General features: G+C 62.1%; 19 protein-coding genes. 4 read left to right on the top strand and 15 right to left on the bottom strand.

Annotation, left to right across the window (positions count from 1 at the left end; genetic code table 11):
- Positions 1–76: 76 nt before the first annotated feature.
- From DCG74_RS07670 to DCG74_RS07620, 11 genes are all read right to left on the bottom strand, one after another.
- Complete coding sequence (locus DCG74_RS07670; protein ID WP_172786010.1) at positions 77–1,399, bottom strand: FAD-binding oxidoreductase; 1,323 nt, start codon at positions 1,397–1,399, stop codon at positions 77–79.
- Between the two features lie 266 nt (positions 1,400–1,665).
- A complete protein-coding gene (locus tag DCG74_RS07665) occupies positions 1,666–3,129 on the bottom strand; it encodes an aldehyde dehydrogenase family protein (protein ID WP_172786222.1) in 1,464 nt (487 codons plus the stop codon).
- A gap of 22 nt (positions 3,130–3,151) precedes the next feature.
- On the bottom strand, positions 3,152–4,330 hold the full coding sequence (locus DCG74_RS07660) for an alanine racemase (RefSeq protein ID WP_373569525.1): 1,179 nt from the start codon (positions 4,328–4,330) through the stop codon (positions 3,152–3,154).
- 26 nt (positions 4,331–4,356) lie between these two features.
- Positions 4,357–5,229 (bottom strand): GNAT family N-acetyltransferase, encoded by an 873-nt coding sequence (locus tag DCG74_RS07655; RefSeq protein WP_172786012.1) that lies wholly within the window; start codon positions 5,227–5,229, stop codon positions 4,357–4,359.
- A gap of 359 nt (positions 5,230–5,588) precedes the next feature.
- Entirely contained in the window at positions 5,589–6,533 is a 945-nt protein-coding gene (locus tag DCG74_RS07650; protein ID WP_172786013.1) for a homoserine kinase, read from the bottom strand.
- A gap of 32 nt (positions 6,534–6,565) precedes the next feature.
- Positions 6,566–7,984, bottom strand: coding sequence for a threonine synthase (thrC, locus tag DCG74_RS07645; protein ID WP_172786014.1), 1,419 nt, complete (start codon positions 7,982–7,984; stop codon positions 6,566–6,568).
- 66 nt (positions 7,985–8,050) lie between these two features.
- Positions 8,051–9,361 (bottom strand): FAD-binding oxidoreductase, encoded by a 1,311-nt coding sequence (locus DCG74_RS07640; protein ID WP_172786015.1) that lies wholly within the window; start codon positions 9,359–9,361, stop codon positions 8,051–8,053.
- Positions 9,362–9,416: 55 nt separating this feature from the next.
- Positions 9,417–10,295 (bottom strand): ABC transporter permease, encoded by an 879-nt coding sequence (locus DCG74_RS07635; protein WP_172786016.1) that lies wholly within the window; start codon positions 10,293–10,295, stop codon positions 9,417–9,419.
- Positions 10,296–10,333: 38 nt separating this feature from the next.
- A complete protein-coding gene (locus DCG74_RS07630; RefSeq protein ID WP_172786017.1) occupies positions 10,334–11,284 on the bottom strand; it encodes an ABC transporter permease in 951 nt (316 codons plus the stop codon).
- 59 nt (positions 11,285–11,343) lie between these two features.
- Positions 11,344–13,014 (bottom strand): peptide ABC transporter substrate-binding protein, encoded by a 1,671-nt coding sequence (locus DCG74_RS07625; RefSeq protein ID WP_172786018.1) that lies wholly within the window; start codon positions 13,012–13,014, stop codon positions 11,344–11,346.
- Positions 13,011–14,702, bottom strand: coding sequence for an ABC transporter ATP-binding protein (locus DCG74_RS07620; protein WP_172786019.1), 1,692 nt, complete (start codon positions 14,700–14,702; stop codon positions 13,011–13,013). The genes DCG74_RS07625 and DCG74_RS07620 overlap by 4 nt, the downstream gene beginning before the upstream one ends.
- Before the next feature lie 644 nt (positions 14,703–15,346).
- Here DCG74_RS07620 and DCG74_RS07615 point away from each other — a divergent pair.
- Positions 15,347–16,672: an FAD-binding oxidoreductase gene (locus DCG74_RS07615; protein WP_172786020.1), complete on the top strand. Its 1,326-nt coding sequence runs from the start codon at positions 15,347–15,349 to the stop codon at positions 16,670–16,672.
- Positions 16,673–16,785: 113 nt separating this feature from the next.
- Positions 16,786–17,262: an Lrp/AsnC family transcriptional regulator gene (locus tag DCG74_RS07610; protein ID WP_027544593.1), complete on the top strand. Its 477-nt coding sequence runs from the start codon at positions 16,786–16,788 to the stop codon at positions 17,260–17,262.
- 16 nt (positions 17,263–17,278) lie between these two features.
- Here the strand turns inward: DCG74_RS07610 and DCG74_RS07605 are convergent, their stop codons facing one another.
- Positions 17,279–18,655, bottom strand: a complete 1,377-nt coding sequence (locus DCG74_RS07605; protein ID WP_172786021.1) for an aspartate aminotransferase family protein — start codon at positions 18,653–18,655, stop codon at positions 17,279–17,281.
- Between the two features lie 336 nt (positions 18,656–18,991).
- Here DCG74_RS07605 and DCG74_RS07600 point away from each other — a divergent pair, with 336 nt between their 5' ends.
- Positions 18,992–19,681, top strand: coding sequence for a haloacid dehalogenase type II (locus tag DCG74_RS07600; protein ID WP_172786223.1), 690 nt, complete (start codon positions 18,992–18,994; stop codon positions 19,679–19,681).
- A 102-nt stretch (positions 19,682–19,783) separates the two neighbouring features.
- On the opposite strand, the gene DCG74_RS07595 is transcribed toward DCG74_RS07600, so the two are convergent.
- The 3 genes from DCG74_RS07595 to DCG74_RS07585 form a co-directional block, all read right to left on the bottom strand.
- Entirely contained in the window at positions 19,784–21,241 is a 1,458-nt protein-coding gene (locus DCG74_RS07595; RefSeq protein WP_172786022.1) for an NAD-dependent succinate-semialdehyde dehydrogenase, read from the bottom strand.
- A 196-nt stretch (positions 21,242–21,437) separates the two neighbouring features.
- Positions 21,438–21,794 carry a cupin domain-containing protein gene (locus DCG74_RS07590; RefSeq protein ID WP_172786023.1) on the bottom strand — a complete coding sequence of 119 codons (357 nt, stop codon included), beginning with the start codon at positions 21,792–21,794 and terminating at the stop codon, positions 21,438–21,440.
- 13 nt (positions 21,795–21,807) lie between these two features.
- Positions 21,808–22,731, bottom strand: coding sequence for a glyoxylate/hydroxypyruvate reductase A (locus DCG74_RS07585; RefSeq protein ID WP_172786024.1), 924 nt, complete (start codon positions 22,729–22,731; stop codon positions 21,808–21,810).
- 327 nt (positions 22,732–23,058) lie between these two features.
- On the opposite strand from DCG74_RS07585, the gene DCG74_RS07580 reads away from it, so the two are divergent.
- Complete coding sequence (locus DCG74_RS07580) at positions 23,059–23,937, top strand: GNAT family N-acetyltransferase (RefSeq protein ID WP_172786025.1); 879 nt, start codon at positions 23,059–23,061, stop codon at positions 23,935–23,937.
- Positions 23,938–24,336: the final 399 nt, after the last annotated feature.

Raw genomic sequence — 24,336 nt, 5'->3', positions numbered from 1 at the left:
CCACTCCGAAGGAGTGGCTCAAGTTGGGGAGGAAACGCTCCTTAGGGACTGCAGGGCCTGACTTCCGGCTCGATCTTCAGATTGCGGAGATATCCAGCTTCGAGCCGTCGGTCAGACGCGACAGCCGAAACGGTGCGGGATCGACGCAAGGCGTGTCGTTGACGACGAGCTGTGCGGCCAGATAGCCGAGCCCTGGGCCCAGACCGAAGCCGTGACCCGAGCAGCCCGCTGCGAGGACGAGGCCCTTCACCCCGTCTACCTGCGACACCACGGGCACTGCGTCCGGCGTGCAATCGACGAAGCCGCCCCAGGCGCTATCGATCTTGATTTCCCCGAGTTGGGGGAAGGTTTTCCGGACACTCTCCACCACTTGGCTCACCAGCCATTTCAAGGGCGGTGGATCCAGCACGCGATTCTGCTCGAAGATCCGATCGTCGTCGGTCAGCAGCGCCGACATCGAATCCGGTCCCGAAACGAACGATCGGCCAACGCCGAGCCTGACGTTCTTCAGGCGACGCAAGAACTGCGGCATGAATTCCCGGCTGTATCGGATCGCCTGGGGCGTGATTTCGAGGTTCGCCTTGCCGCTGATCGCAAGCGTATAGCTGCCGTCCAGTCGGCGCGTGATCGTGCAGTAGGGAGTGGAGACCGCCTCGCCGATGTTGATTGTCGGGGTAGAACGCAGCGCGGTCTGACGGATGCTCGCCTGGGGGAAACTGATCCCGAGCGGCCGAAGCAAGCGCGACGACCAGGCGCCGGCGGCGCACAGCACCGCGCTGGTTCTGATATAGCCCTTCTCCGTCTGCACGCCCGCGATCTTGCCATTGGCCAGGTCGAGCCCCCGAGCGGCGCATTCCTGGTGGATTGTGGCGCCCAGAGTCCTGGCCCCCTCGGCGATAGCCGGCGCGGCGAGCGCAGGTTCGGCCTTGCCGTCCCGCTCCGAATAGGTCCCGCCGACCCATTTGTCGCGCGCTTCGGGGACGCGCTCGGCCACCTCCGCCCGGCTCAGCACGCGCGTGTCGACGTCGTACTCCCTGGCGACCTCGCGCCACCTTTCCCAGCCGGCGAGCACAGCCTCGTCGTGGGTCGCATAGACGAGACCGCAGCGCCGAAATCCGAGGTCCCGATTGATATCGCGCGTGAGCTCGTCCCATAGCCGCATGGAGATCACCGAGAGCGGCAGTTCGCGCCGGTCGCGGTTCTGCTGGCGGCACCAACCCCAGTTTCGGCTCGATTGTTCACAGGCGACGTGGCCCTTCTCGAGGAGCGCCACAGAGAGGCCGCGCTTCGCCAGGTAATAGGCGGCCGTAGAGCCGAGGATGCCGCCGCCGACGATGACGACGTCGGCCGCGGCCGGAAGACGCTCATCGCTGTGAATGCGCTCGACGTGGGGCGACATGTTTCAACGAACCTCGGCTGCCGGGAATACGAAAGCGAAGTCCCGATCAGCCCATCATCGCATCGTGCGCGCAATAGAATGTGCTGAAATCATCTCGGGCTTCGCAAGATGTTCGGGTTTTTGGCCGCTTGAATGATACGAGTTGCTCAGGCCCAGCCAATCCCAGTTCGGCGGAAGGCGGCGGGACCTGCCCGTCCGCTGGAGCGCGCTTGTGGCCCTCGGAAATTCCCCGATCTGCATCGATTGCTCCAGTAGATCGCTGGCCTTCATCGGTAAAATCCGAGGACGGCCTTGGTCTCCAAATACTCCTCCATGCCCTCACGGCCGTATTCGCGTCCGTTGCCGGAGCGCTTGTAGCCGCCAAAAGGTGCGTTGGGGTCCCAGTCGGGATGGTTGAGATGCACTTGACCCGACTGAATCCGCCTGGCGACGGCCCGCACCGTCTCCATATCGGTGCCCTGCACATGGGCGCCGAGTCCGTAGACGGTGTCATTGGCGATCGCGATCGCTTCGTCCACGGTATCGTAGGGAATGATCGACAGCACCGGGCCGAAGATCTCCTCCTGCGCGATCCTCATGTCGCAACGGACGTTCGAGAAGATGGTCGGCCGCGCATAGAAACCAATCTGAAGGTTGCGGCGCCGCCCGGGCCCGCCGATGACGAGCTTGGCGCCTTCATCCAGGCCGACACCGATCATGGTCTGCACGCGCTCGAACTGCGGCCGGTTGGCGATCGGGCCATGGGTCGTGCTTTCCCCAAGCGGATCGCCGACCACCAGCTCTGAAGCGGCCACTGCCGCCAAGGTCTCGACCTCTTTCATGTGTGAGCGAGGCACGAGCATGCGCGTCGGAGCGCTGCAGGATTGGCCGAGATTACGGAAGGCGGCGCCGACGCCGAGCGGAATAGCACGGCTGAGATCGGCGTCCGGCAGAATAATGTTCGGCGACTTGCCGCCGAGCTCCTGGGCGACACGCTTGACAGTGGGCGCCGCGGCCTGCGCGACGAGAACGCCAGCCCGGGTCGAGCCGGTGATCGAGATCATGTCTACATGCGGATGCGACGCCAGACGAGCGCCGACGATCGGACCCGTTCCATTGACGAGGTTGAAGACGCCGGGCGGACAGCCGGCATCGTCCATCACCTCAGCGAATAGCAAGGCGCTCAGCGGCGATAACTCGCTCGGCTTCAACACCACCGTGCAACCGGCTGCGAGCGCGGGACCGACCTTGGCTGTGATCTGGTAGAGAGGCCAGTTCCAGGGGGTGATGAGACCGCAGACACCGATCGCCTCGCGCATGATCGCCGTGCTGCCGCGCGCGGCGATGAACTGATAATTCGCGAGATTGTCGCGAGCGACACGAATATGTTCGGCAGCCAGCGGCACCTGGGCTCGACGCGCATAGGTGATGGCAGCTCCCATCTCGCACGTGAGCGCCTGCGCGAACAACTCCAGCCGCTGGAGCAGCAAACCGTGAATCCGGTCGAGCAGCACCGCTCGGTCAGCAGGCGGTGTCATGGACCAGCCTGCGAAGGCTCGTCTGGCAGCTGCTACGGCGCAGTCCACATCATCGTCATCGCCGAGCGCAATCTCGGCGATCGACTGCTCCGTTGCCGGATTGACGACGGTTGCTGCTGCCACGACTGATCCGACCGGCTTCCGCCATCCTCCGTCGATGTAGAATTTTCCGAGGAAGCCGGCTTCCGTCAGGTGTCGAAGGGGCGAGGTCATTGGAAGCGATCCTTTCGACAACCTACCAGCCGCGCATCCGTGGCCATCGCGCCGCGATCGCGTCGCTGCCGGCGGAGATGACGTTGTACAGTTCGTGTTGCGACGCCGTCGCACAGGCATGATTGGGCAGGATGCGGACCTTCGCGCCGATCGGAAGATTGGGCAAAGCCTGCGCCGACCCGGGCCTGATGGCGAGGATCCCGTGCTCCTGGCTCGCTTGCGAAACGATCAGGTCAGGAAAGACTTTGCCGGCCACGTCGCAGACCAGACCGTAGCCCTGGTCGACTCGCTGCGCCGCGGTGCCGCGATCGCGCGACAGCGCCATCCACCCGGCATCGACCAAAATCCAGCGCTTCTCGGGCTTCTTGCCGATCACGGTAGCAAGCACCGAGATCGCGATGTCGTCGGTCGTGCAGACACCGACACCGTGCATTACCAGATCAAAGAACATGTAGACGCCGGCTCGCATTTCCGTGACGCCGGTCAGGTCTTCGGCAAAATGGGCGGTCGGCGTCGAGCCGACGCTGACGACCGGGCACTCATGCCCTGCCGCGCGCAACCTCTCCGCCGCAGCGACGGCCACGGCCCTCTCGTTTTCCGCAGCCGCGACAAGGGCCGCGGGCGTGCTGAGGCCGTAGGATTCGCCGGCATGGGTGAGAATGCCTACGAGGTCGACGCCGGCCTTGACCACGGCGGCCGCGACGGCGATGAGCTTGGGATCCTCAGCGGTCAGCCCGCCACGGTGACCGTCGCAATCGATTTCGATGAAAGCAGACGGCGCTACGCCGGCGGCACGAGCGGCCGCGCCGAGGATGATCGCCTGCTCCGGCGAATCGAGCAGCACCTTGAGGTCGATGCCTGCTTTGCGCAGACGCATCGCTCTTCCAGCTGTGTGGGGCGCCAGACCCACGGCATAGGTGATGTCCCGGAACCCATGCTGCGCGAAGTACTCCGCCTCCGCCAAGGTCGAGACAGTGATTGGTCCCGCCTCCGATGGATAGACGCGGTGGGCGACGTCAATGGATTTCGCCGTCTTCATATGGGGACGCAGCACGACGCCTTGCCGGGCCATACGAGAGGACAGGCGCGCCAGATTGCGGTCCAGCCGATGCTTGTCGAGCAGGAGCGCCGGTGTTGCCAGCGCACCAATCGTTGCGGCCGTCTCGCCCGGCCCGGCGTTCGGGACATCCGTCCTGTCTATCTCCACGTGTAGCATCCCGATATCCCTTAGCCGAATGACTGGTTGGCGAGCCCGAACATGCGGGCCGGTCCAGTCCATTCAGCCGGCGTCCCCAGCACCATGGTGGTGGCATCACTAACCTGCTGCAGGCCGATGCTTTCGAGCCATTCCCCGAGCTGCGAGGAGGCCGGAGTATCGATCCGGACGAAGACAGGCCCGAGCCGCGCGATCGCGAACTCGATCAGCGCGCGTGCATCGGTCGGGCTCTCGGCCACCACGGGACCGATGACATACCCTCGGCCGAAGAGCCGAGAGATGGCGTAGCCGCAAAGTATGCCGTCACGCAGCAGGACATGACCGTCACCGCTATCGAACAGCCGATTCAGCAACTGCCGCCGCTCCAACCCGCTAGCAGTGCGGTCGAGCCGCGCGATCGCTTCGAACTCCGATGCGGCCATCGGTCTGAGGAGGCCCGATCGCGGCGTCTCGTGGCTTTGGCGTGGAATTCCCTGATGCTGATGGATGATCCCGGTCGGCAGAAAACCGCGGCGGCGATAAAGCGTGATGCCTTCGGCCGTCGAATTCAACGCGATGGTCCGTGGGCGCGCGGACGCCAGCAACGCATCCATCAGCCGCGCCCCATAGCCGCGGCCCTGAGCGGCCTTCGCGACGATGATCATGCCGGCGGACGCGTGAGTCTCGCCGTATGGCCACCACGCCGCGGTTCCGATCACCGTCCCCTCGCGCTGCAGAACAAACCCATGACCCAGCTGCAGCGCAACGTCCCAATCCTCAATGCGGTAGGGCCAGGACATCTCCTGCGAGAGCTTCAGGGCGCCTTCCAGATGCGCTCTGGAGAAAGGAAGCAGGGCCACGTCTTCGTTGTCGCGCTGCCCGGCTGGAAAAAATGCGGCTGTCATGATCGGTCGACGTCTCTTGCTCGGGTTGCAGGCCTAATCGCCAGCGCCAGACAGCGCGAGGCCATCTCATGATCCCCGCGCAGTTCGCAGCGTAACTTGGGTCCGACAGCATTACGCAGCAGACTGCCGCAAAGTTCGGCATAGAATTTCATTGATGATGCGGCAGCAGGATCAATCTGCTGTCCCGCTCGGAAGACTGCGAAACGACACGGATCCGGCCCGCTTGCGCGCCAGTGATCATCCGCTCATGCTTATAGAGGCCCTCCGCCTGGACCCGCGAAAGAAGCTCGCGAGTTCGGCCTTCTAGGGTTGGCGCCATCGTACCCCCACCCTTGCTGCCGCAAATTGGACGATCATGATCACGCGAACTCTCCCCGGAGCATGAGCAAGATGCGCTCGAAGTCGCCGGGATCATGTGGTTTAAGGAGCGCAGCCTGCCGAGGCAGGTGCACATCCCAGAGACGCGACAGCCAAAACCGGAATGCCGCAGCGCGCTGCATCGCAGGAAGCAGCTTGTGTTCGGAGGAAGTCAGCGGCCGAACGCTCTCATAAGCATCCAGGAAAGCGGCGGCTCGCTCGACATTGGCGCGGCGGGTGAGGCCATCGACGCACCAGTCGTTGAGACACACTGCTATATCGAACAGAAACGTGTCGCACCCGGCGAAATAGAAATCGATGACGCCGGACAGGCGCCCCCTCTCGAACAACACGTTGTCGCGAAACAGATCGGCGTGGATCGGCCCCGTGGGGAGTTGCCTGTAGCTGGAGGATAAAGCGAGCTCGTTCTGAAAGACCAATTCAGTCGAGAGCAGCGAGCGCGGTCCGGCAGGGAGGCGGCCGCCGAGCACCGGCGCAACCTCATTCCACCATTGAAGGCCCCGCGGATTGGCCTGCCGTCGTTGGTACTCGCTCCCGGCCACGTGCAAACGCGCCAGGAACTCGCCGACCGAACGGCAATGGGCCGCCGTGGGCTCTGTTTCGCTTGCACCAGGAAGCCTGTTGACGACCACCGCGGGCCGCTCTTTCAGCATGTGAAGGATCACGCCCCGTGCGTCAGCAACCGGATCCGGGACGGGCATGCCTCGTACCGCAAGATGCTTCATAAAGTACAGGTAGAACGGCAGATGCTCGGATGTAAGGCGTTCGAACAAGGTGAGCACATAGGCCTCGTCATCCGTGTCGACGAAGTAGTTCGTGTTCTCAATTCCGCCGGTGATCCCACGAAGGGAACGAGGCGCGGCGAGTCCCAGCGCTCGGAAGAACGACGTCACCTCGTGGAATGACAATTCCGTAAACACGGCCATGGTTGAAGCAGTCCTCGATCCCAAGCGGCCGCTCAGCTGGTCGCAATTTCGGCGATGTAGTTCTTGACTGCCTGTGCGTCCGGCGGAAGGACTTTGACGCGCCTCGGCAGTTCTTCCAGGCCCTTGAACCCGTCCGGAAGATCCGGCTCGCGGCCCAACGCTTCCTTGATCGTCGCAGCGAATTTGATTGGCAGTGCAGTTTCGAGCACGATCATTGCCTCCCGGGGTGAGGTGTGCGCGCGCGCGACTGTGACACCATCCGCCGTGTGTGGGTCGATCACGGTGTGGTAGCGCTCCCAGGTGTCTCGGATCGTCGCCAACCGGTCGGCATGGCTGCTCCTGCCGCTTCGAAAGCCGAAACTGGCGGCCGCCTCCGCGAAACGGGGATCTCCACTCAGGTCGAACCCGCCCCGCTCCCCGAGCTGACCATCAAACAGCGCCTTCGTCCGAGCGGCGTCGCGACCGACCAAGTCAAAGACGAAACGCTCGAGATTCGATGCCTTGGAAATGTCCATCGAGGGGCTCGACGTTTCGAGCGTATCAGCCCGGCTCCGAACGCGATACACGCCGGTGCGGAGAAATTCGTCGAGCACGTCGTTCTCGTTGGTCGCAACGACGAGGCGGCAGATCGGAAGCCCCATCATGCGCGCAACATGGCCGGCGCAGATGTTTCCGAAATTGCCTGAAGGCACGGTAAAGCTTACGTCTGCCGGTTCCCGTTCGGACGCCTGCAGGTAGCCGGAAAAGTAGTAGACGACCTGAGCAAGCAGTCTCGCCCAGTTGATCGAATTGACCGCACCGAGCTTGTATCGCCGTTTGAACTCGAGATCGCCGGACACGCGCTTGACGATGTCCTGGCAATCGTCGAAGACGCCATCGATCGCGATGTTATGGATGTTGTGGTCCTGGAGGCTGAACATCTGAGCTTGCTGAAAGGCGCTCATCCGCCCGCGGGGCGACAGCATGAACACCCGCACCCCTTTCTTGCCGCGCATCGCGTATTCTGCGGCGCTGCCGGTGTCGCCACTGGTCGCACCCAGAATGTTCAATTCCTGATGCCGTCGCGCCAGTTCGTACTCGAGCAGATTGCCGAGCAGCTGCATGGCCATGTCCTTGAACGCCAGCGTCGGACCGTTCGACAATTCCTGGAGGTAAAGCCCCCTCTCCAGCTTCCGCAGCGGCGCGATATCAGGCTTTCCGAAGATCGCCGGCGTGTAGGTCTTTTCGCAAATTGCCTTCAGGTCGGCCGGGGGAATATCGCTGACATAGAGTGATAGAACTTCCCACGCCAGACTTAGGTACGGCAAGCTACGCCACGCATCGAGCGTCGCGCGATCTACGCGCGGGTAGCTCTCAGGTACGTACAGCCCGCTATCCTGAGCGAGACCCTCAAGCAGTACCTCGCAGAACTGCTTGCGGCCTGAATGGCCACGCGTCGAAATGTAGTGCATCGATCTTCTTTCGAGAGGCGCGATCGCCCGGAATTGAGAGGTCGGGTGGTAAGCTGCGGACGTTCATCAGCGGCTGGCGCGCCACAACGCGATCCGGTCCCGCATGCGATAGCTCTGGATGAAGGCCGGCATGAACCACGGATCCCCACGATAGAACGGGATGAAGGCCGGAGGGCGGAAGTCGAAAGCCGTGCGTGCCCGCTCCTCATGCCTCATGAGCTTGTGGGCTGCATGCATACCGATCCATGGGGCCCAAACCACGCCCGAGCCGCAAAAGCCAGTGGCATAGACGATGCCGTCCTTCTCGAAGATGCGAGGGATCATGTCGCGGTTCATCGCCACGTTGCCGAACCAGCTGTGCGAGAGGCGAACGCTCTCCAGTTCCGGAAACAGATTGACCAGGCCCTTGCGCAGAAGCAGCTTCGGAGCGATTGGATCGCCGACGCGGGAGCTGTCGCGGCCACCGAGCAGAATGCGTTTGCCGTCCGGCGAAGGCCGGTAATAGAAGCCGACCTCCCGATTTTCGATGATCATCATCCGTTTCGGCATCAGCCGCGCCATGACGTCGGGCGCGAGCTCCTCGGTTGCAATGATCCGGCTGCGGACCGGGACCAATCTGCGGCGCAGGAAGGGCACGGCACCATCGGTGTAGCCGTTGGTACAAACCAGCACCTGACGCGCCGTCACCGTGCCCGCTGCGGTGACGACGCGGAATTCGGCACCATCTCTTTCGATCGAAATCACCGGCGTCCGCGCGTGGACCGCCAATCCCGAAGCCAGCGCGACACGCAGCAGCTCGGCGTGGAATTTGGCCGGGTGCAGCCCGCCGATATCCATCCGAACCGTGCCGCCGCGATAGACATCCGTCCCGATGTACTTGCGCTGCTCGGCATAGGGAACCGCATAAGCCTCGATCTTCAGCTTGTTCGCCAGCCTCTCAGCAGTGCGCGCCATGGCTTCGTATTGCTCATAGCCGAAGGCGCCCTTGAATTGCCCCACCGGCTGGAAGTCGCAGGCGAGGCCTTCCGTCTTGATGAAATCGTACAGGAACTCGCGTGCGGCCTTGCCTTCCGCCTCGATCGCCAGCGCCTTCTCTTCACCGAACCGTCGCGTGAGCGCCGCGTAATCCGGACGAATGGATCCGCTGGTGATTCCGCCGTTGCGCGTCGAGGCTCCTTCGCCCGGATCCATTGCATCAAAGGCTGCAACCGAGCGCCCCTCGCGCGCGAGCACCAAACCAGCCGACAGCCCGGCGTAGCCCGCGCCCACAATCAGCACGTCGAGCTTCGTGGGCAAGGGTTGCGGAGGCAGCGGCTTCAGCGGGGCGGCTTCCCACCAGTATGGCGTCGCCTTCTCGTCTACTCTGGGCGCATGCATGGCGTTTGCTTTTCTAAAGTCTTGTCGTGTTCAGCCGAGCCTTGGCTCGAGCTGATCAGATATGGTCGTTTCGAACGTCGAGGGCATCTCGCAAGCCATCGCCGATGAAGTTGAAGCTCGTCACCGCGATCGTAATCGCGGCGCCGGGAATGATGGCGAGCCATGGAGCGCTCGCCAGATATTGCTGGGCGCCGTTGAGCATGTTGCCCCAACTCGGCAGCGGCGGCTGGATGCCGTAGCCGAGGAAGCTGATATAGGCTTCCAGAAGAATCGCACGGGCGACCGCCAGGCTTGCGGCGACGATGATCGGGCCTATGGCATTGGGCAGGACCTCGCGGAACATGATGTGCCTTCGGCTCAGTCCCACCATGCGTGCAGCCTGGACAAACTCGCGCTCGCGCAGCGAGCGGACCTCGGCTTCGACGATTCTGGCGGTCTCCATCCAGCTCGTGGCCGCTATGATGACGGTGATCATCACCGGGCTCGGCCGCAGCATTGCGGCCAGCGCCAGCACGAGGAAGATCGAAGGATAGGAAAGAAAGCCGTCCACCGTGCGCATCAGCGCAGCCCCGACCCAGCCGCCGCGATAGCCTGCGGTCACGCCGACCAGGGTGCCGATCAGCGTCGATAGCAGCATCGCGGAGAATCCCACCAGCAGCGAGACGCGCCCGGCCATCAACAGCCGTGCGGCCAAGTCACGACCCAAAGGGTCGGTGCCGAAATAGTGGTGACCAGTGAGAGGTGGCGCAAAGCGGGCGCGCAAATCGATCTGGAGCGTGTCGTAAGGTAAGGCATAAGGGCCAATGGCGCACGCCAGCACAAGCAGGGTGATCATCGCGATCCCGACGAGTGCCAGATGATGGCGCATGAAGCGCGCCACCGCACGGCTGTGCCACCAGCGAGTAGGAGCTGCGTGCACGACGATGGCGGTCATATCTGCTGCCTCCTGGTAACGGGGGTGAGCCGGCGGGCTCAGCCCAGGCGAATGCGCGGGTCGACGGTGGCGATGACGATGTCTGCGATCAGGTTGCCCAACACGACCAGGATGGCCGAGAATATCAGCAGCCCCATCACGACGGGATAGTCGCTGTAACCGAGACTATCGAGAAACAGCCGACCCATTCCCGGCCAGGTGAAGACAGTCTCGGTCACCAATGCGCCGGTCAGAATGCTGGGCAATTGCATCCCGGCCAGCGTGATCATCGGCAACAGCGCATTGCCGACGACGTGCTTCAGCAGGATGCGTCGTTCGCTCACGCCCTTGGCGCGGGCGGTCTTGACGAAATCCTGACTCAGCGCTTCGAGCGTTGCCGTGCGCATGTAGCGGCTCCAGATCGCGACATGAACCAGCGACAGCACCAGGCTGGGCAGGATCAGATGGTGCAGATAATCCAGCACCGAGCCGTCGCCGATCGTGTACATGTTGCCCGCAGGAACCCAACCGAGCTTCAGGGTGAAGATGTAGATGCCGATGAGGCCGAACCAGAACGTCGGGACCGAAAGTGCCACCATGGCACCCACCGTCGCGCAATAGTCGAACAGGGAGTAGCGGTGGGTAGCACCGCGGATGCCGATCCAGGTGCCGGCCGCGATCGCCAATACAGTGGACGTGCCCATCAGCAGCAGCGTCGCCGACAGATGTCGGCCGATCACCGCCAGCACCGCAGAGCCATCGCGGAAGGAGTGTCCCCAGTCGCCCCGGATCAGTCGCCAGGCCCAGTCGAGATACTGAAGCCACAGGGGCCGGTTCAGCCCAAGCTGCGCTGCGAGGCGCTCGACGTCCTTCTGGGTCATGCCGGGATCGAGCCCGAATTGCGCGAGAGGACCGCCAGGCATGAGGTTGAGAACCGTGAAGCCGATGATCGAGACGATCACCAGCAGCACGACGCTCTGCGAGAGACGATTGAGCAGAAAGGCGGACATTCGAGCCCTCCGTTAGCGTGACAGCGCTGCCGCCGGCTTGCAGGTTCGGCGGCAAGACATCAGCTCGCCCAGTACCAGGCCAGCGCATTCCAGGATTCCGTGCGCGTATTGCCGTTCGGCACGAAGCCGTTGATGCCTTTCTTGAGACCTTCGACCGCATTGCTCTGGTACAACGGAAGGAACGGTAGGTCGCGACGAACGAGTTCCTGGACGCGAGAGTAGATCGCGCGCCGGGCCTCAGGATCGAAGGTGCGCGCGCCCTTGTCGAGCAGGGCGTCGACTTCCGGATTTGCGAACTGCGCATTGTTCGAGCCGCGGCCGCCCTTGGCTCCGATCGAGCGCGAGTGCAGGCGATTGGTGACATCGGGATCGGCGCCGATCAGATACGAGCTACCGACGATCACGGAATCGAACTGCGATTGCATCCAGAACTCGCCCCACATCACGGCGGCGGGCAGGTTCGATATCTTCATCTCGACGCCCAGCTGCGCAAAGGTCTGCTGCAGGAACTGCTGCACCTGCTCGCGCAGCGGATCGCCGGAGGTGGTCGAATTGGTGAAGGACAGACGAACACCGTTCTTGGTCCGGATGCCGTCCCGTCCCGGGGCCCAGCCGGCCTGATCGAGGATCTTGCGCGCGCGATTCAGGTCGAACTGGTGCAGCGGCAGATTGGCGTTGAAGTAGAGGGACTGCCGCGGCATGAAGGTCTCCGTCGGAGTGGGCACGCCGTAGTAGAGCCCCTGGATGATCGCCTCCTTGTCGATCGCCGCATAAAGCGCCTCGCGGACCGCAAGTTCCTTGAACTGCGGGCGCTCGAGGTTCAGGTAGAAGGACTCGAACGAGGCCCTTGGGACCAGCGTCACCACGCGGTTCGGCAGCGTCTTGGCTTCACCATAGTGATCGGGAGTGATGTAGGGCTGACCGACGAGATCGATGTCGCCGCTCTTGAACTGGGTGTAGAGGACGGTGAGATCGGGAATGTATTTGAAGACCAGCCGCTCGATATGGGGGCCTTCACCGAAGTATTCGGTGTTGGCCACGAGCTCGAGATGATCACCAGCAACCCGCTTCCCCCACTTGAACGCGCCGGTGCCGACCGGCGCCTGGTTGAAGGCCGCGTTGTTCGGATTGGCCTCTTTCTCCAGGATGTGCTTGGGCACGATGAAGGTTTCGGTGAGGAACGACAGATACGGCGCAAAGGCTTCTTCCATTCGCCACGAGATCTCCGTGGGCGAGACCACCGCAATGTCGCGCACGAGAGTGTGACCGGACGTGCGCCAAGCCCGGAAGTTGGGGTTTGTGATCAGTTCGAGCGTGAACTTCACGTCCTCGGCGCTGAAAGGCTTGCCGTCGTGCCAGCGGACATCGTCACGCAAACGAATGCGCCATTTGAGACCGTCTTCCGAAATGCCGCCGTTCTTCTGGTTCGGCACTTCCAGGGCGAGGTTGGGCTGAATGACACCTTGGGGATCGATGCGGAAAAGCGCGTCGAAAACCGAGAAATGCACGCCATCGTCGACTTCAATGTGGGCCATCAGCGGATTGAAAACGGTCGGCTCCTGTCCAAGTCCGACGATGACGCGGCCGGTTGGCTTTGCCGAAGAAGTACGCGCGAGGGCCGACTTGCCCAAGAGATTGGGCGCGAAGAGGCCGGCAGCTCCACCAATCGCCACCATGCGCAGGGCATCGCGCCGCGAGTAGTTCGATGTCGTCGCAGAACGCTTGGTCATAACGTCTCTCCTTGCCTGTGGTGTCCGACGCGGCTTTCATCCTGGGGCATGCTTCCGGGCTGCTCGCCGGGGATCGCGGCCACCAGTTCTCGGGCGTAGCTGGATTTCGGGTCGAGGAAGATCTGGGACGGCGGTCCGCGCTCAATGATCTGTCCTCGATGCATGACGGCGATTTCATCGCAGATCTGGCTTGCGACGCGCAGATCATGGGTGATGAAGATCATCGAGACGCCCGTCTCGCGCTGAATCTGATCCAGCAGCTTCAAGATCTGGGCCTGGATCGATACGTCGAGCGCGGAGACGGCTTCGTCGGCAATCAGCAGCTTCGGCTTGAACATCAGCGCCCGCGCGATACCGATGCGCTGGCGCTGCCCGCCGGAGAACTCGTGCGGATAGCGGTCGAAGGCTCCTGAATCGAGGCCGACATGGGACAGAAGCTCCCGCGCCCGCTCGGCAGCCTCGCTGTATGGCACCCCATGCGCGACGGGCCCGACCGTGAGAATATGTCCGACCGTCGATCGCGGATTCAGCGAGGCAAAGGGATCCTGGAAGATCATCTGGATCCTGGGCCGCAGCGATCGAAACTCGGCCTCGGAAAGCCCAGCGATGTCGCGCCCTTCGAACAGAATCGAGCCGCTGTCGCACGCCATGAGCTTGATCAGCAGCCGACCGAGCGACGACTTGCCCGAACCGCTCTCCCCCACGACGCCGAGCGTGCGGCCCGACGTGAGGTCGAAGCTGACCCCATTGACCGCAGGCACGATGCGCTGCGTGCGGAAAAGCGCGCTGCCGCTGCGATAGGTCTTTGCGAGGCACTCGACCTTGAGAATGGCCACTGGCTCAGCAGCTTCCAAGGGCACACGGTTTTTGCCGGTCAGGTGCGGGACGGCTGCGATCAGGCGGCGCGTATAGAGGTGGCTGGGCGACTTCAGCACCTGCTCGGCACTGCCCTGCTCCACGCAATGGCCTTTCTCCATCACCACAACGTAATCGGCGATCTCAGCCACGACACCGAAGTCATGAGTGATGAACATGACGCTCATCCCCTTGCGGCGTTGAATGTCGCGGATCAATTTGAGGATCTGCGCCTGGGTCGTCACGTCCAGGGCGGTGGTCGGCTCGTCTGCGATCAGGATCGCGGGCTCGAGAGCCAGAGCCATGGCGATCATCACGCGCTGCCGCTGTCCGCCAGAAAGCCGGAATGGATACTGGTGGTACATGAGCTGCGGATCCGGCAGACCGACTTCAATCAACAGGTCAATCGCCCTGCTGCGGCGGGAGGCCGGCGTTCCAACGTCGTGCGCAGCCATCACCTCCTCGATTTGCGCGCCCACGGTCATCAGCGGGTTGAGCGCCGAGAGAGGGTCTTGAAAGATCATTGAAACGATGCGGCCGCGCAGGCTGCGGAGCTTGTTGGGCGAGAGACCTACGATGTTCATCCCGTCCAGGTGGATCGCACCCGAGGAGACCCGGATCGCTTTCGGTAGAAGCCCCATGATCGCATTCGCGGTGACCGACTTGCCCGATCCGGATTCCCCGATGATACAGAGAATCTGTCCGCGTTTCAGATCGAATGAGATGTTCTCGACGGCGTATGCCCGCTCCATTCCTTCCGGCAGACTCACGGTCAGTTCGCGCACCGACAGCGCAACATCGACGGGGCTTGCCACCTGGATGCCAGAGGCCATGAGAGCATCCTCCTTTTTCAAGCCAGTGCCGTCATCTTGCTGCGGCCGGCGCCTTCGGCTCCTTGCGCCTCCGCGCTCCTTGGACAGGTCAATAATTCGCCGCTCAACTTGCCATTCCTTCATTGGAGGCTGCGACATGGTTCAGGCCTCTTCGCGCAAGAAGCAAGAGCCGTTGCTCAGAGCGCCGCGCCGACCCGTTCGGCCACCTCGATCGAAGCGAAGCTCCTTCATGGCTTGATCCCTTCCGCGAAGGCCTGCTCCTGGACAAGGCTCATGCAAGTTGCCTCTTTGAACTTCGACCATCGATCGGTTGGTTCTGCCGATCTTGACGATGTCGATCACCCCGGAGTCGCCGAAAGCCGGCATCGAAGCAGCAGGAACTTCTGAAAACGAAGTCCGATTTGGCATTTCAGTCTGCGCCGCCAAGTCGCCGTGGCCCCTGCCGGGAAGGCGCGCAATGGATTGCGGGAGCGCGAGCGTCGGTCTCGCCGCCTGCAAGTGCGGTGCAAGCAAAGTTATTTTCGCAACAATTGCCTGTGTCAAAGACGGTAAACCGCAGGATATTCGGTCTCACGACGAAAGTCCGCGGGGGCTGCGGCAATTCCTCGGTTACGCTACGGCAACCACCGGAGATCCTTGGTCCGATGAGCGCGCCGCTCCTGCATATCGAATCCAGTCCATCCCTACCTCGTGAGGCAGACGTCGTGGTCATCGGCGGGGGCGTCGTGGGCGTGTTCACGAGCTACTATCTCGCTCGTCGCGGCCTCAAGGTTGCTTTGCTTGAAAAGGGCCGCGTCGCCGCTGAGCAGTCCAGCCGCAACTGGGGATGGTGCCGCCAACAGAACCGCGATGCGCGCGAGTTACCGCTTGCCACCAAGAGCCTGGATCTCTGGGAGCGAGTTGCCCAAGAGACCGGTGAAGATGCCGGTTTTCGCCGTTGCGGCCTGTTGTACTTGTCGAACGACGAGAATGAGCTGGCCGGCTGGGCAAAGTGGCGCGACTTCGCCAGGACCGTCGGGGTCACGACGCACATGCTGAGTGCGGAAGAAGCGAGCGAGCGAGGCAGGGCGACAGGTCGCAAGTGGAAGGGCGGCGTCTTCTCGCCGACAGACGGGACGGCAGACACGTCAAGGGCCGTGCCCATTGCCGCGCGCGCGATCATGGCGTCGGGCGGCACGGTGCACCAGCAATGCGCGGCGCGCGGCTTGGAGCTCACTGCCGGCCGGGTCAGCGCAGTGGTGACCGAGGCGGGCACGATCCGGGCGAAGACGGCTGTCATGGCAGGCGGTGCATGGGCTTCGTCGTTTTGCAACCAGCTCGGCATTCGCTTCCCACAGGCATCCGTACGCTCTTCCATTCTGTCCCTGGCCCCGGGCCCAGCCGGCCTGCCTGACGCCTTGTACGCCGGGCTCGTATCGGCGACGCGACGCGGCAACGGCGGATACACGTTGGCAATCAGCGGGCGCGCGCGAGTCGATCCGACGCCGCAGCAGTTCAGGTTCAGCCGCGAATTCCTGCCCATGTTCGCCCGCCGGTGGCGAAGTCTCAGCCCTGGGGCCTTTGAAGGCTTGAGGCAGCGTCATGAATCTCTGGCGAAGTGGCGGCTCGACGCGGTGACCCCGATGGAGCTGAACCGGACGCTCGATCCTCGCCCTGACATGAGGCAGATTCGGCTGACCCATCGACGAGCCTGTGAGCTCGTGCCGGAACTCCAGCACGTCGCAATCTCAAACGTCTGGGCCGGCTACATCGACAGCACGCCTGACGGCATTCCCGCAATCGGTGAAGTTGAGTCCATTCCAGGGTTCATCCTTGCGGCGGGATTCAGCGGCCACGGTTTTGGAATTGGCCCAGGCGCGGGGCATATGATCGCCGACATCATCACGGGCAGTCCGCCGATCGTCGACCCGCGCCCCTACAGGCCGGAGCGGCTGAAAATGAGCGCCTGGGGCAAGGTCAGCGAGTTCTGAATTGCAGCTTCTGCCTCGGTGGGAAAAGGTGCTGGTTGATGCTATGACAATGCATATGACGCTGAAATCTCAAAGCCCTCACGCCGTTATCGGCCCCATCTGATGGCATTGCTATGAAGCTCGATAAGATCGACATCAGGATTTTATGCGAACTGCAGAAGAACGGGCGGATTTCCAACGTCGAGCTCGCCGAGCTGATCAATCTTTCCCCAAGCCCGTGCCTGATGCGGGTCAAGAGACTCCAGACGGAGGGCTTCATCACCGGCTATTCGGCCCAGATCGATGTTGCCAAGCTCGGACAAACTCTGACTGTGTTCGCGGAAATCACCCTGAAGAATCACCGGCAGATCGATTTCGCGCGCTTTCTCACGACCATCGAAAAGATCGATTCCGTCGTCGAATGCCATCTCGTTTCCGGCGGGTACGACTATCTCGTCAAGTTCATCACGGCGGGGATCAGCGAATACCAGGCCGTCATGGAAAGGCTGGTCGAGATGGATATCGGCATCGACAAATATTTCAGTTTTGTCGTGCTGAAGTCCCCGATCGTGAAATCCCATCTGCCTCTCGAAAGCATATTCAACGGCTAAAGGACAGGCTCAGTCCTTATCCTTTCATGGCCGCGCGGACGTCCTTGTCTTCGAGCGTCTGGTCCAGCGTCGTCCTGGTCCGCTCGATGATGCCGTCGATGTCCGCATCCGTGCAGCAGAGCGGCGGCGCGTAGCCCAGCACGCCCTGGGCAAAGGCGCGGATGACGAGGCCGTTGTCCCATGCGCGGTCGAAAATGCGGCGCGCTGGATCGGCTTCCGCCGGCAGCGGCGTCTTGCGCTCCTTGTCAGTGACGAGCTCGATTGCCGCCAGCATGCCGCGACCGCGGACATCGCCGACGAGCGGATGATCGGACAACGCGCGAAGGCCTTGCATCAGGCGGTGCCCGGCCTTCCGGCCGTTTTCCAGCAAGCCGTTTTCATAGAGATCAAGGCAGGCGAGCCCAACGGCCGCACTGACGGGATGGGCGGAATAGGTGTAGCCGTGGCCCACGGCCGCCTTGCCGGCACCATCGGCAATGGTGTCGTAGACGCGGTCCGACATCAGAACGGCCCCCATCGGCACATAGCCCGAAGTCAGGCCTTTTGCCGTGGTCATGAGATCCGGCACGACGTCATCCTCTTCACAGGCGAACAGCGGACCGACACGGCCAAAGCCGGTGATGACCTCATCGGCAACGAACAGAATGTCGTACTCCTTGCAAACAGCGTGCATGGCCTTCATCCAGGACGGCGGCGGAACGAGGACGCCTCCGGACCCCTGTACCGGCTCGACATAGAAGGCCGCGACGCGTTCGGCGCCGAGCTCGGCGATCTTGGCCCGCAGAGCCGCGACAGACGCCGCAATGATCGCCTGGGGATGCGAACCGGCGGGATTGCGATAGGCGTAGTGCGATGGGATCTTGTGCTGCCAGTCGTATGGCACCCCGAAGCCCGCATGAAAGGCCGGCAGCGCGGTCAAGCCGGCCCCTGCCGTCGACGATCCGTGGTAGCCGGACTCGACGGAAATGAACTGATCCTTCTGCGGCCTCCCCTCGGCATGATAATAGTACCGGATGAAGCGGATCGTGCTGTCGACGGCATCCGAACCACCCAGCGTGAAATAGACATGGTTCAGATCGCCAGGCGCCAGTTCAGCCAGCCTTGCGGCCAACCGGATGGCCGGGTCGGAGCCCAACCCGAAATAACCCGTCGCATAAGGCAGTTCGCGCAGCTGCCTCAAAGCCGCTTCGACGATGCTGTCCTGTCCGTAACCGGCATTGACACACCACAGGCCGGCGAAGCCGTCCAGCAATTGACGGCCCGAGACATCGGTCAGTGTCGCGCCCTTCCCTGACTTCAGCACGCGGACGCCCGTCGCCTCGTGGCTGCGAAACGATGAGACCGGGTGAATCAGATGCGCGCGATCGAGTTCAATCAGCGAGTTGCTCAACATGTCGCCCTCCAGCTCAACCGCACTGCTTGTGCGGCCACCACGATGTCTTCGGAGCTCAACGTAAGACGCCCAGGACAGCAGTTGCTCCCGGGCTGACCATGGACGAAGGGCATTTTGACTATCATTGACGACCGGCGCCGCATCTTATGCGGGCATCGGGCTGCGCAAGGCACAAGTCGGAGGCGCCTTTTCACACAACTCTCTGCCACAGCGCCGATCCGATACGACACAATCTGCTCCCGGTCGCCGCGACAGCGGTGCTTTATCCGGCCGCCTGCCCGCTATGATCCCTGTCGTACCGGAACACGGTGCGTGAGGACCGAAAAGGATCGAGCCATGGCAACGTTTAGACCCAAGTACATCACCTTCGACTGTTACGGCACGCTGACCAATTTCGACATGGCCGGCGCGGCAAGGAGAGTCTATGGCTCTCAACTTTCTGCCACGACGATGGCAAGTTTCATCAAGGATTTCGCTGCCTATCGCCTGGACGAGGTTCTTGGCGCATGGAAGCCGTACTTCGAGGTCGTGCATAATTCGGTAGAGCGCGCTTGCAAGCGCAACGGTATCGTATTTCGGCCGGAGGATGCCCAGCGCATCAATGAAGAGATCCACACATGGGGTCCACATCCCGACGTCCCGGCGGGTCTGGCCAAAGTTGCCAGGGAGATTCCGCTGGTCATCCTGTCGAACTCCATGAAGAACCTCATCATGTCGAACGTGGAGAAGCTCGGCGCTCCGTTCCACATGGTCATCACCGCGGAGGAGACCGGCGCCTACAAGCCGCATATGAAGGGCTTCGAGTATATGCTGGACAAGCTGGGCTGCGGCCCGGAGGACATCACCCACGTCTCCTCCTCCTTCCGCTACGACCTGATGACGGCCTATGACTTGGGCATCAAGAGCAAGGTCTGGGTGAACCGCGGTCACGAGCCCGCGAACCCCTTCTATGAATACACCGAAGTCGCTGACATCGGAGGGCTTGCCGCGGCCGTCGGCTTGGAGCCTCTTCGCAAAAGCGCGTGAGCGCAGTTCTTTTCGGCCTCTCACGACTTGCGTTGTGACGGAAAAAAGGGGGCGGTTCGACCGCCCCCTTTTCTTGTTTCGGATATTGATCTGAAGGGCTGCTCAGTCCAGTCCACCGACATGGAGCGCCTTGGTCTCGAGATATTCTTCGATCCCGAGCTGGGATCCCTCGCGTCCGAGGCCCGACTGCTTGACGCCGCCGAAAGGCGCAACCTCGGTCGAGATCAGGCCGGTGTTCAGCCCGACCATGCCGAACTCGAGCGCCTCGGCAACACGCCAGGAGCGCTTGAGGTTTTCAGTGTAGAAATAGGCGGCAAGGCCGAACGGCGTGCCGTTGGCGATCGCAATCGCCTCGTCCTCGGTCTCGAACCGGAACAGCGGCGCGACCGGCCCGAAGGTCTCCTCTGAAGCGAGGAGCATCTCCGTGGTCGCCCCGCCGAGCACGACAGGGCGGGCATATTGCCGCCCTTCCGGCACCGACTCACTCTCCGCGATGAGCTTTGCGCCCTTGTTCAGGGCGTCCGTGACGTGCCGCTTGATCTTCTCGATTGCCGCGCCATTGATCATCGGCCCAATCGCAACGTCGTCTTCCGTGCCGGGACCGACCTTCATTCTTGCGACCTGGCTGGCAAGCTTCTGGGCGAAGGCGTCGTAAATGCCGGATTGAACGAGAATGCGATTGCAGCAGACGCACGTCTGCCCGCCATTGCGGAATTTTGACGCAATTGCCCCCTCGACCGCTCGGTCGATATCGGCATCGTCGAAGACGATGAACGGCGCGTTGCCACCGAGCTCGAGGCTCAGCCGCTTGATGTTGTCAGCAGCACCCTTCATCAACAAGGCACCGACACGCGTCGATCCGGTGAACGAGATCTTGCGCACGGTTTCGTTGGCCATCAGCTCCGCGCCGATTTCCGCCGGCATGCCCGTCACGATGTTGATCACGCCGGCTGGAATTCCGGCCCGCTCAGCCAGAACAGCGATGGCGAGAGCCGAAAAAGGCGTAAACTCGGATGGCTTGATGACGACCGTGCAGCCCGCGGCAAGCGCTGGTGCCACCTTGCGCGTGATCATCGCGTTGGGGAAATTCCAGGGCGTGATGATCCCGCAGACGCCGACCGGTTCCTTCAGCACCAGAATGCGGCGATCGACGGTGGGCGCCGGGATTGTCGATCCGTTGATGCGGCGGGCCTCTTCGGCGAACCATTTGACGAAGGATGCCCCGTAACGAATCTCTCCGAGCGATTCAGCAAGCGGCTTGCCCTGTTCCAGCGTGAGCAGAAGAGCCAAATCCTGCTCATGGCGCCGCATGAGCTCGTACCAACGTTCCAGCAGCGCAGCACGCTCCGCATGAGCCTTGGTCTTCCAATGCTTGAACGCAGCGGCCGCCGCCTCGATTGCTGCCCTGGTCTCGTTTCGCCCCATATCGGGGATGGTGCCAAGCACCTTTTGGCTGGCAGGATCGATGACATCAACGCAGGCTTTCGTACTCGCATCCCGCCAAGTGCCGCCGATCAGCGCTTGCTGGCGAAACAGATCCTTGTCCTTCAATGCAATCATCGCCTTGCTCCTTGCTTCGTGCCCGACTCCGCCGTCACTGCCTGGATTTGCGAGTGACGGGACGAAGCCCTCTCATGCGAGCAGTACATGCCCGCACGCCGCATTTTTCATTGATCATGAAGTGCCTGGCCGCGCTGAATCTCGTCAGATGCTGGCTTGAAAGTTGAATATTCCAACGGCCGCCCTCAGCATCGCCTCAGTCGTAATGGCAGACGTAGATCTTTCGCACGGTCTCGATCGTGCGCCAGATCCCGACAAAGCCAGGCTTCATCACAAAGCTGTCGCCGGCACGGTATCTTCTGATCTCACCACCCTCTTCCTCGATTTCGATCAGGCCAGAGAGAATGTGACAAAACTCGAAGGTGGTGCCCTTGATGGAATGGGTCTCGCCAGGCGTCGCTTCCCAGACGCCGGTCAGCACCTTCTCGCCTTTCGAGGCGTCCTGTGCCCAGGTCTTGAAGGATGGATTGCCCGAAATGAGCCGCTCCGGGGCAGGCAATGCGTTCTTTGGTGTGAAGTCCGGATTGGTGTCGATGGTGACCAGAAGTGACATGGCATTTTTCCTGTTAATAGCCGAGTGTTCGATCGACGAGGCCGATCGGATTTCGTCCAGCGCGGTGGCGCCGGATGTTCTCTATGACCGATTGTGCCGCCGTATGCGGTTGGGTCACGGACGCGATATGCGGCGTGATGATCACCTTCGGATGGGACCAGAGTGGATGATTTTCCGGCAGCGGCTCGGGATCGGTGACGTCGAGCATCGCTGCTGCCAAATGCCCGCTGTCCAGTGCCTCGATGAGCGCGCCCTGGTCAAGCTGCGGGCCGCGGCCGACGTGGAGCAGCCTCGCTCCCACCGGCAAAAGCGAGAAAAGCTTTGCGTTCAGGATGCCTCTTGTTTGCTCCGTCAGGGGGAGAAGGCAGACGAGGATATCCGTTCTTCGCAGGAAGTCGCCAAGCTGGTCGTCGCCATGGAAGCAGGCGACTCCCTCGACAGCTTTTTCGCTGCGGCTCCACGCGGCGAGTGGAAACTGGAACGGCTTCAGGCGGTCGATCGAAGCTTGCGCAAGCATGCCAAGGCCGAGGAAGCCAATACGCCGATCGGAAACCTGGGACGTTGCAAGCGCTTGCCATAGGCCCCGTCTCTGCCGCTCCCGATACGCAAGCATCTCGCGATGGAGCGTCAGCACACCAAGGACGACGTATTCCTGCATCATGCGTATGATGCCATCCTCGACCATGCGCACGAGCTTCACCTGCTCGGGTATGGTTTCCGGCTTGAACTGGTCAACGCCAGCCCCGATGGAAAAAAGCACCTCCAGATTACAAAAACGCGAGACATCGTCTGGCACGTTCCAGGTCAGCAGGTACCGTATCTTTTCCGGGTCGATGGATTCGCTGCAATGGTAAAATTCCAGGTCAGGCAGCTCGCACGCAAAAGCCTTGCGGAAGACTGCCCCTCTGACAGCATCAGAATTGAAAAGAAATGCCATCGATGCACGCCTCCGCCTCGCTCAGCATGTCGACGACGCCAGGAAGAGCGATTAGCCTTGCAAGACTTTCTTGGGGATTCCCGGCAATCCGCTCTGCCGGCACAGTTTCTTGCCGAACACCGAGAGGGTAGCTGCACGCCGGAGCTTTCCCTGCCGAATTACGTTGCAATACAGGCCGAAGATTTCGAAAAGAAAGCCCAAACAGGGGAAACCTGCTGGCTTTTCGTGCAATAGTGCGGCGAAATACGCCGCTACCCTATTGTTGCGGAAGAGAAAAGGCGCGATGTGCGGCCGATTGGCACCCCGCGAAGGAACGGACGAGTCGAGATGGGACGAACGGTACGCGTGAAGTCCTTTGAGCTGGCCGCGAAGGACATCAACGACGTTGATGTGACGCTGCTCCACGCCCTCTCGACCGGCGTTGGCTGGCCGCATCGACCCAAGGATTGGGATTTCTTGCGCCGCGCAGGTCACGGCATCGTAGCCGTCGATGGTATTGGACGCGTCTTCGGCAGCGCGATGTGGTTCCCATGTGACCGCGAATTCGCGACCATTGGCCTGGTGATCACATCGCCTCGGACCCAGGCTCAGGGGACTGGCCGCTGGCTCATGGAGCAGGTTTTCGAGCGGTGTCGCGACCGGAATTTGACCCTCAACTCAACCCACGCCGCCTATCACCTCTATCTGTCGCTGGGGTTCACGAAGGAAGCCACCGTGTATCAGTGGCAAGGTGAGGTCGCCTCACCAACTCCGCCGGTGCCGACCCTGGAGGGCGAATTGAGCTCGCTGTCCACGGCGAACATCGGAGAGATCGCGGCACTGGACGAACGCGCGTTTGGAGCCAGCCGTCAGAAGTTGCTTGCATTGCTTTCTGAAGGTGCGTCAATCTGCGTCCTGCGCCGTGGCGGTGCGACCGTCGGTTATTCCATGAAGCGCGAATTCGGGCGCGGCCATGTGATTGGCCCGATCGTTGCCAGCAATGATTCTGACGCGATCCATCTTACGGCCGTGCATCTCAAGGATCTCGCCGGAAGGTTCGCCCGCGTGGATACGCGGGAGCAGACCGGTCTGTTTGCGGACTTTCTTCAACAGAGCCGCCTCGGGATGAACGACACAGTCACCACCATGTCCAAGGGACGGCGATTCCTGAACCGAAAGGAAAACGAGCCGTGGGTCTACGGATTGGCCGGTCACGCCTTGAGCTGAAGCTGTGAGCATGGGACGAGAAGGGCTGAGGCGACGGACCTATTCCCACGTCCGACGGGGATTCTGTGCTTGCCAGCCGTTGACGCATTTTCAGCAAACTCGAACTACTCAAGACACACCTCTCCAGTCTCGCGGCGCATCACACCCGAGTTTTGCGCTGCTCTCGACGCCCCTTCATCGGAAAGGGCGCAGGGAAGACCGGGCGCCGGCTGGCACCCACGGTCCGCTGTGCGCAGATTGCGCGAAGACAGATGCACAGCGGCATACAGGGCAGCCTGGACATCCCGGCCTTCCCTGCGCAGTGGTTTGACGGCTTATGGCGCGCTCTCCCCGGGGAGCGATGCACTATTGCCCCCGTCGCCTTGCGGATGGCTGGTGCGCGTGCCCGGTCGGGCCGCC

Origin of the sequence: Bradyrhizobium sp. WBAH42 (assembly GCF_024585265.1) — a bacterium.
Classification (GTDB): domain Bacteria; phylum Pseudomonadota; class Alphaproteobacteria; order Rhizobiales; family Xanthobacteraceae; genus Bradyrhizobium.
The sequence above is the reverse complement of the archived record's forward strand: the minus strand, read 5'-3'. Positions and strand labels throughout refer to the sequence as shown.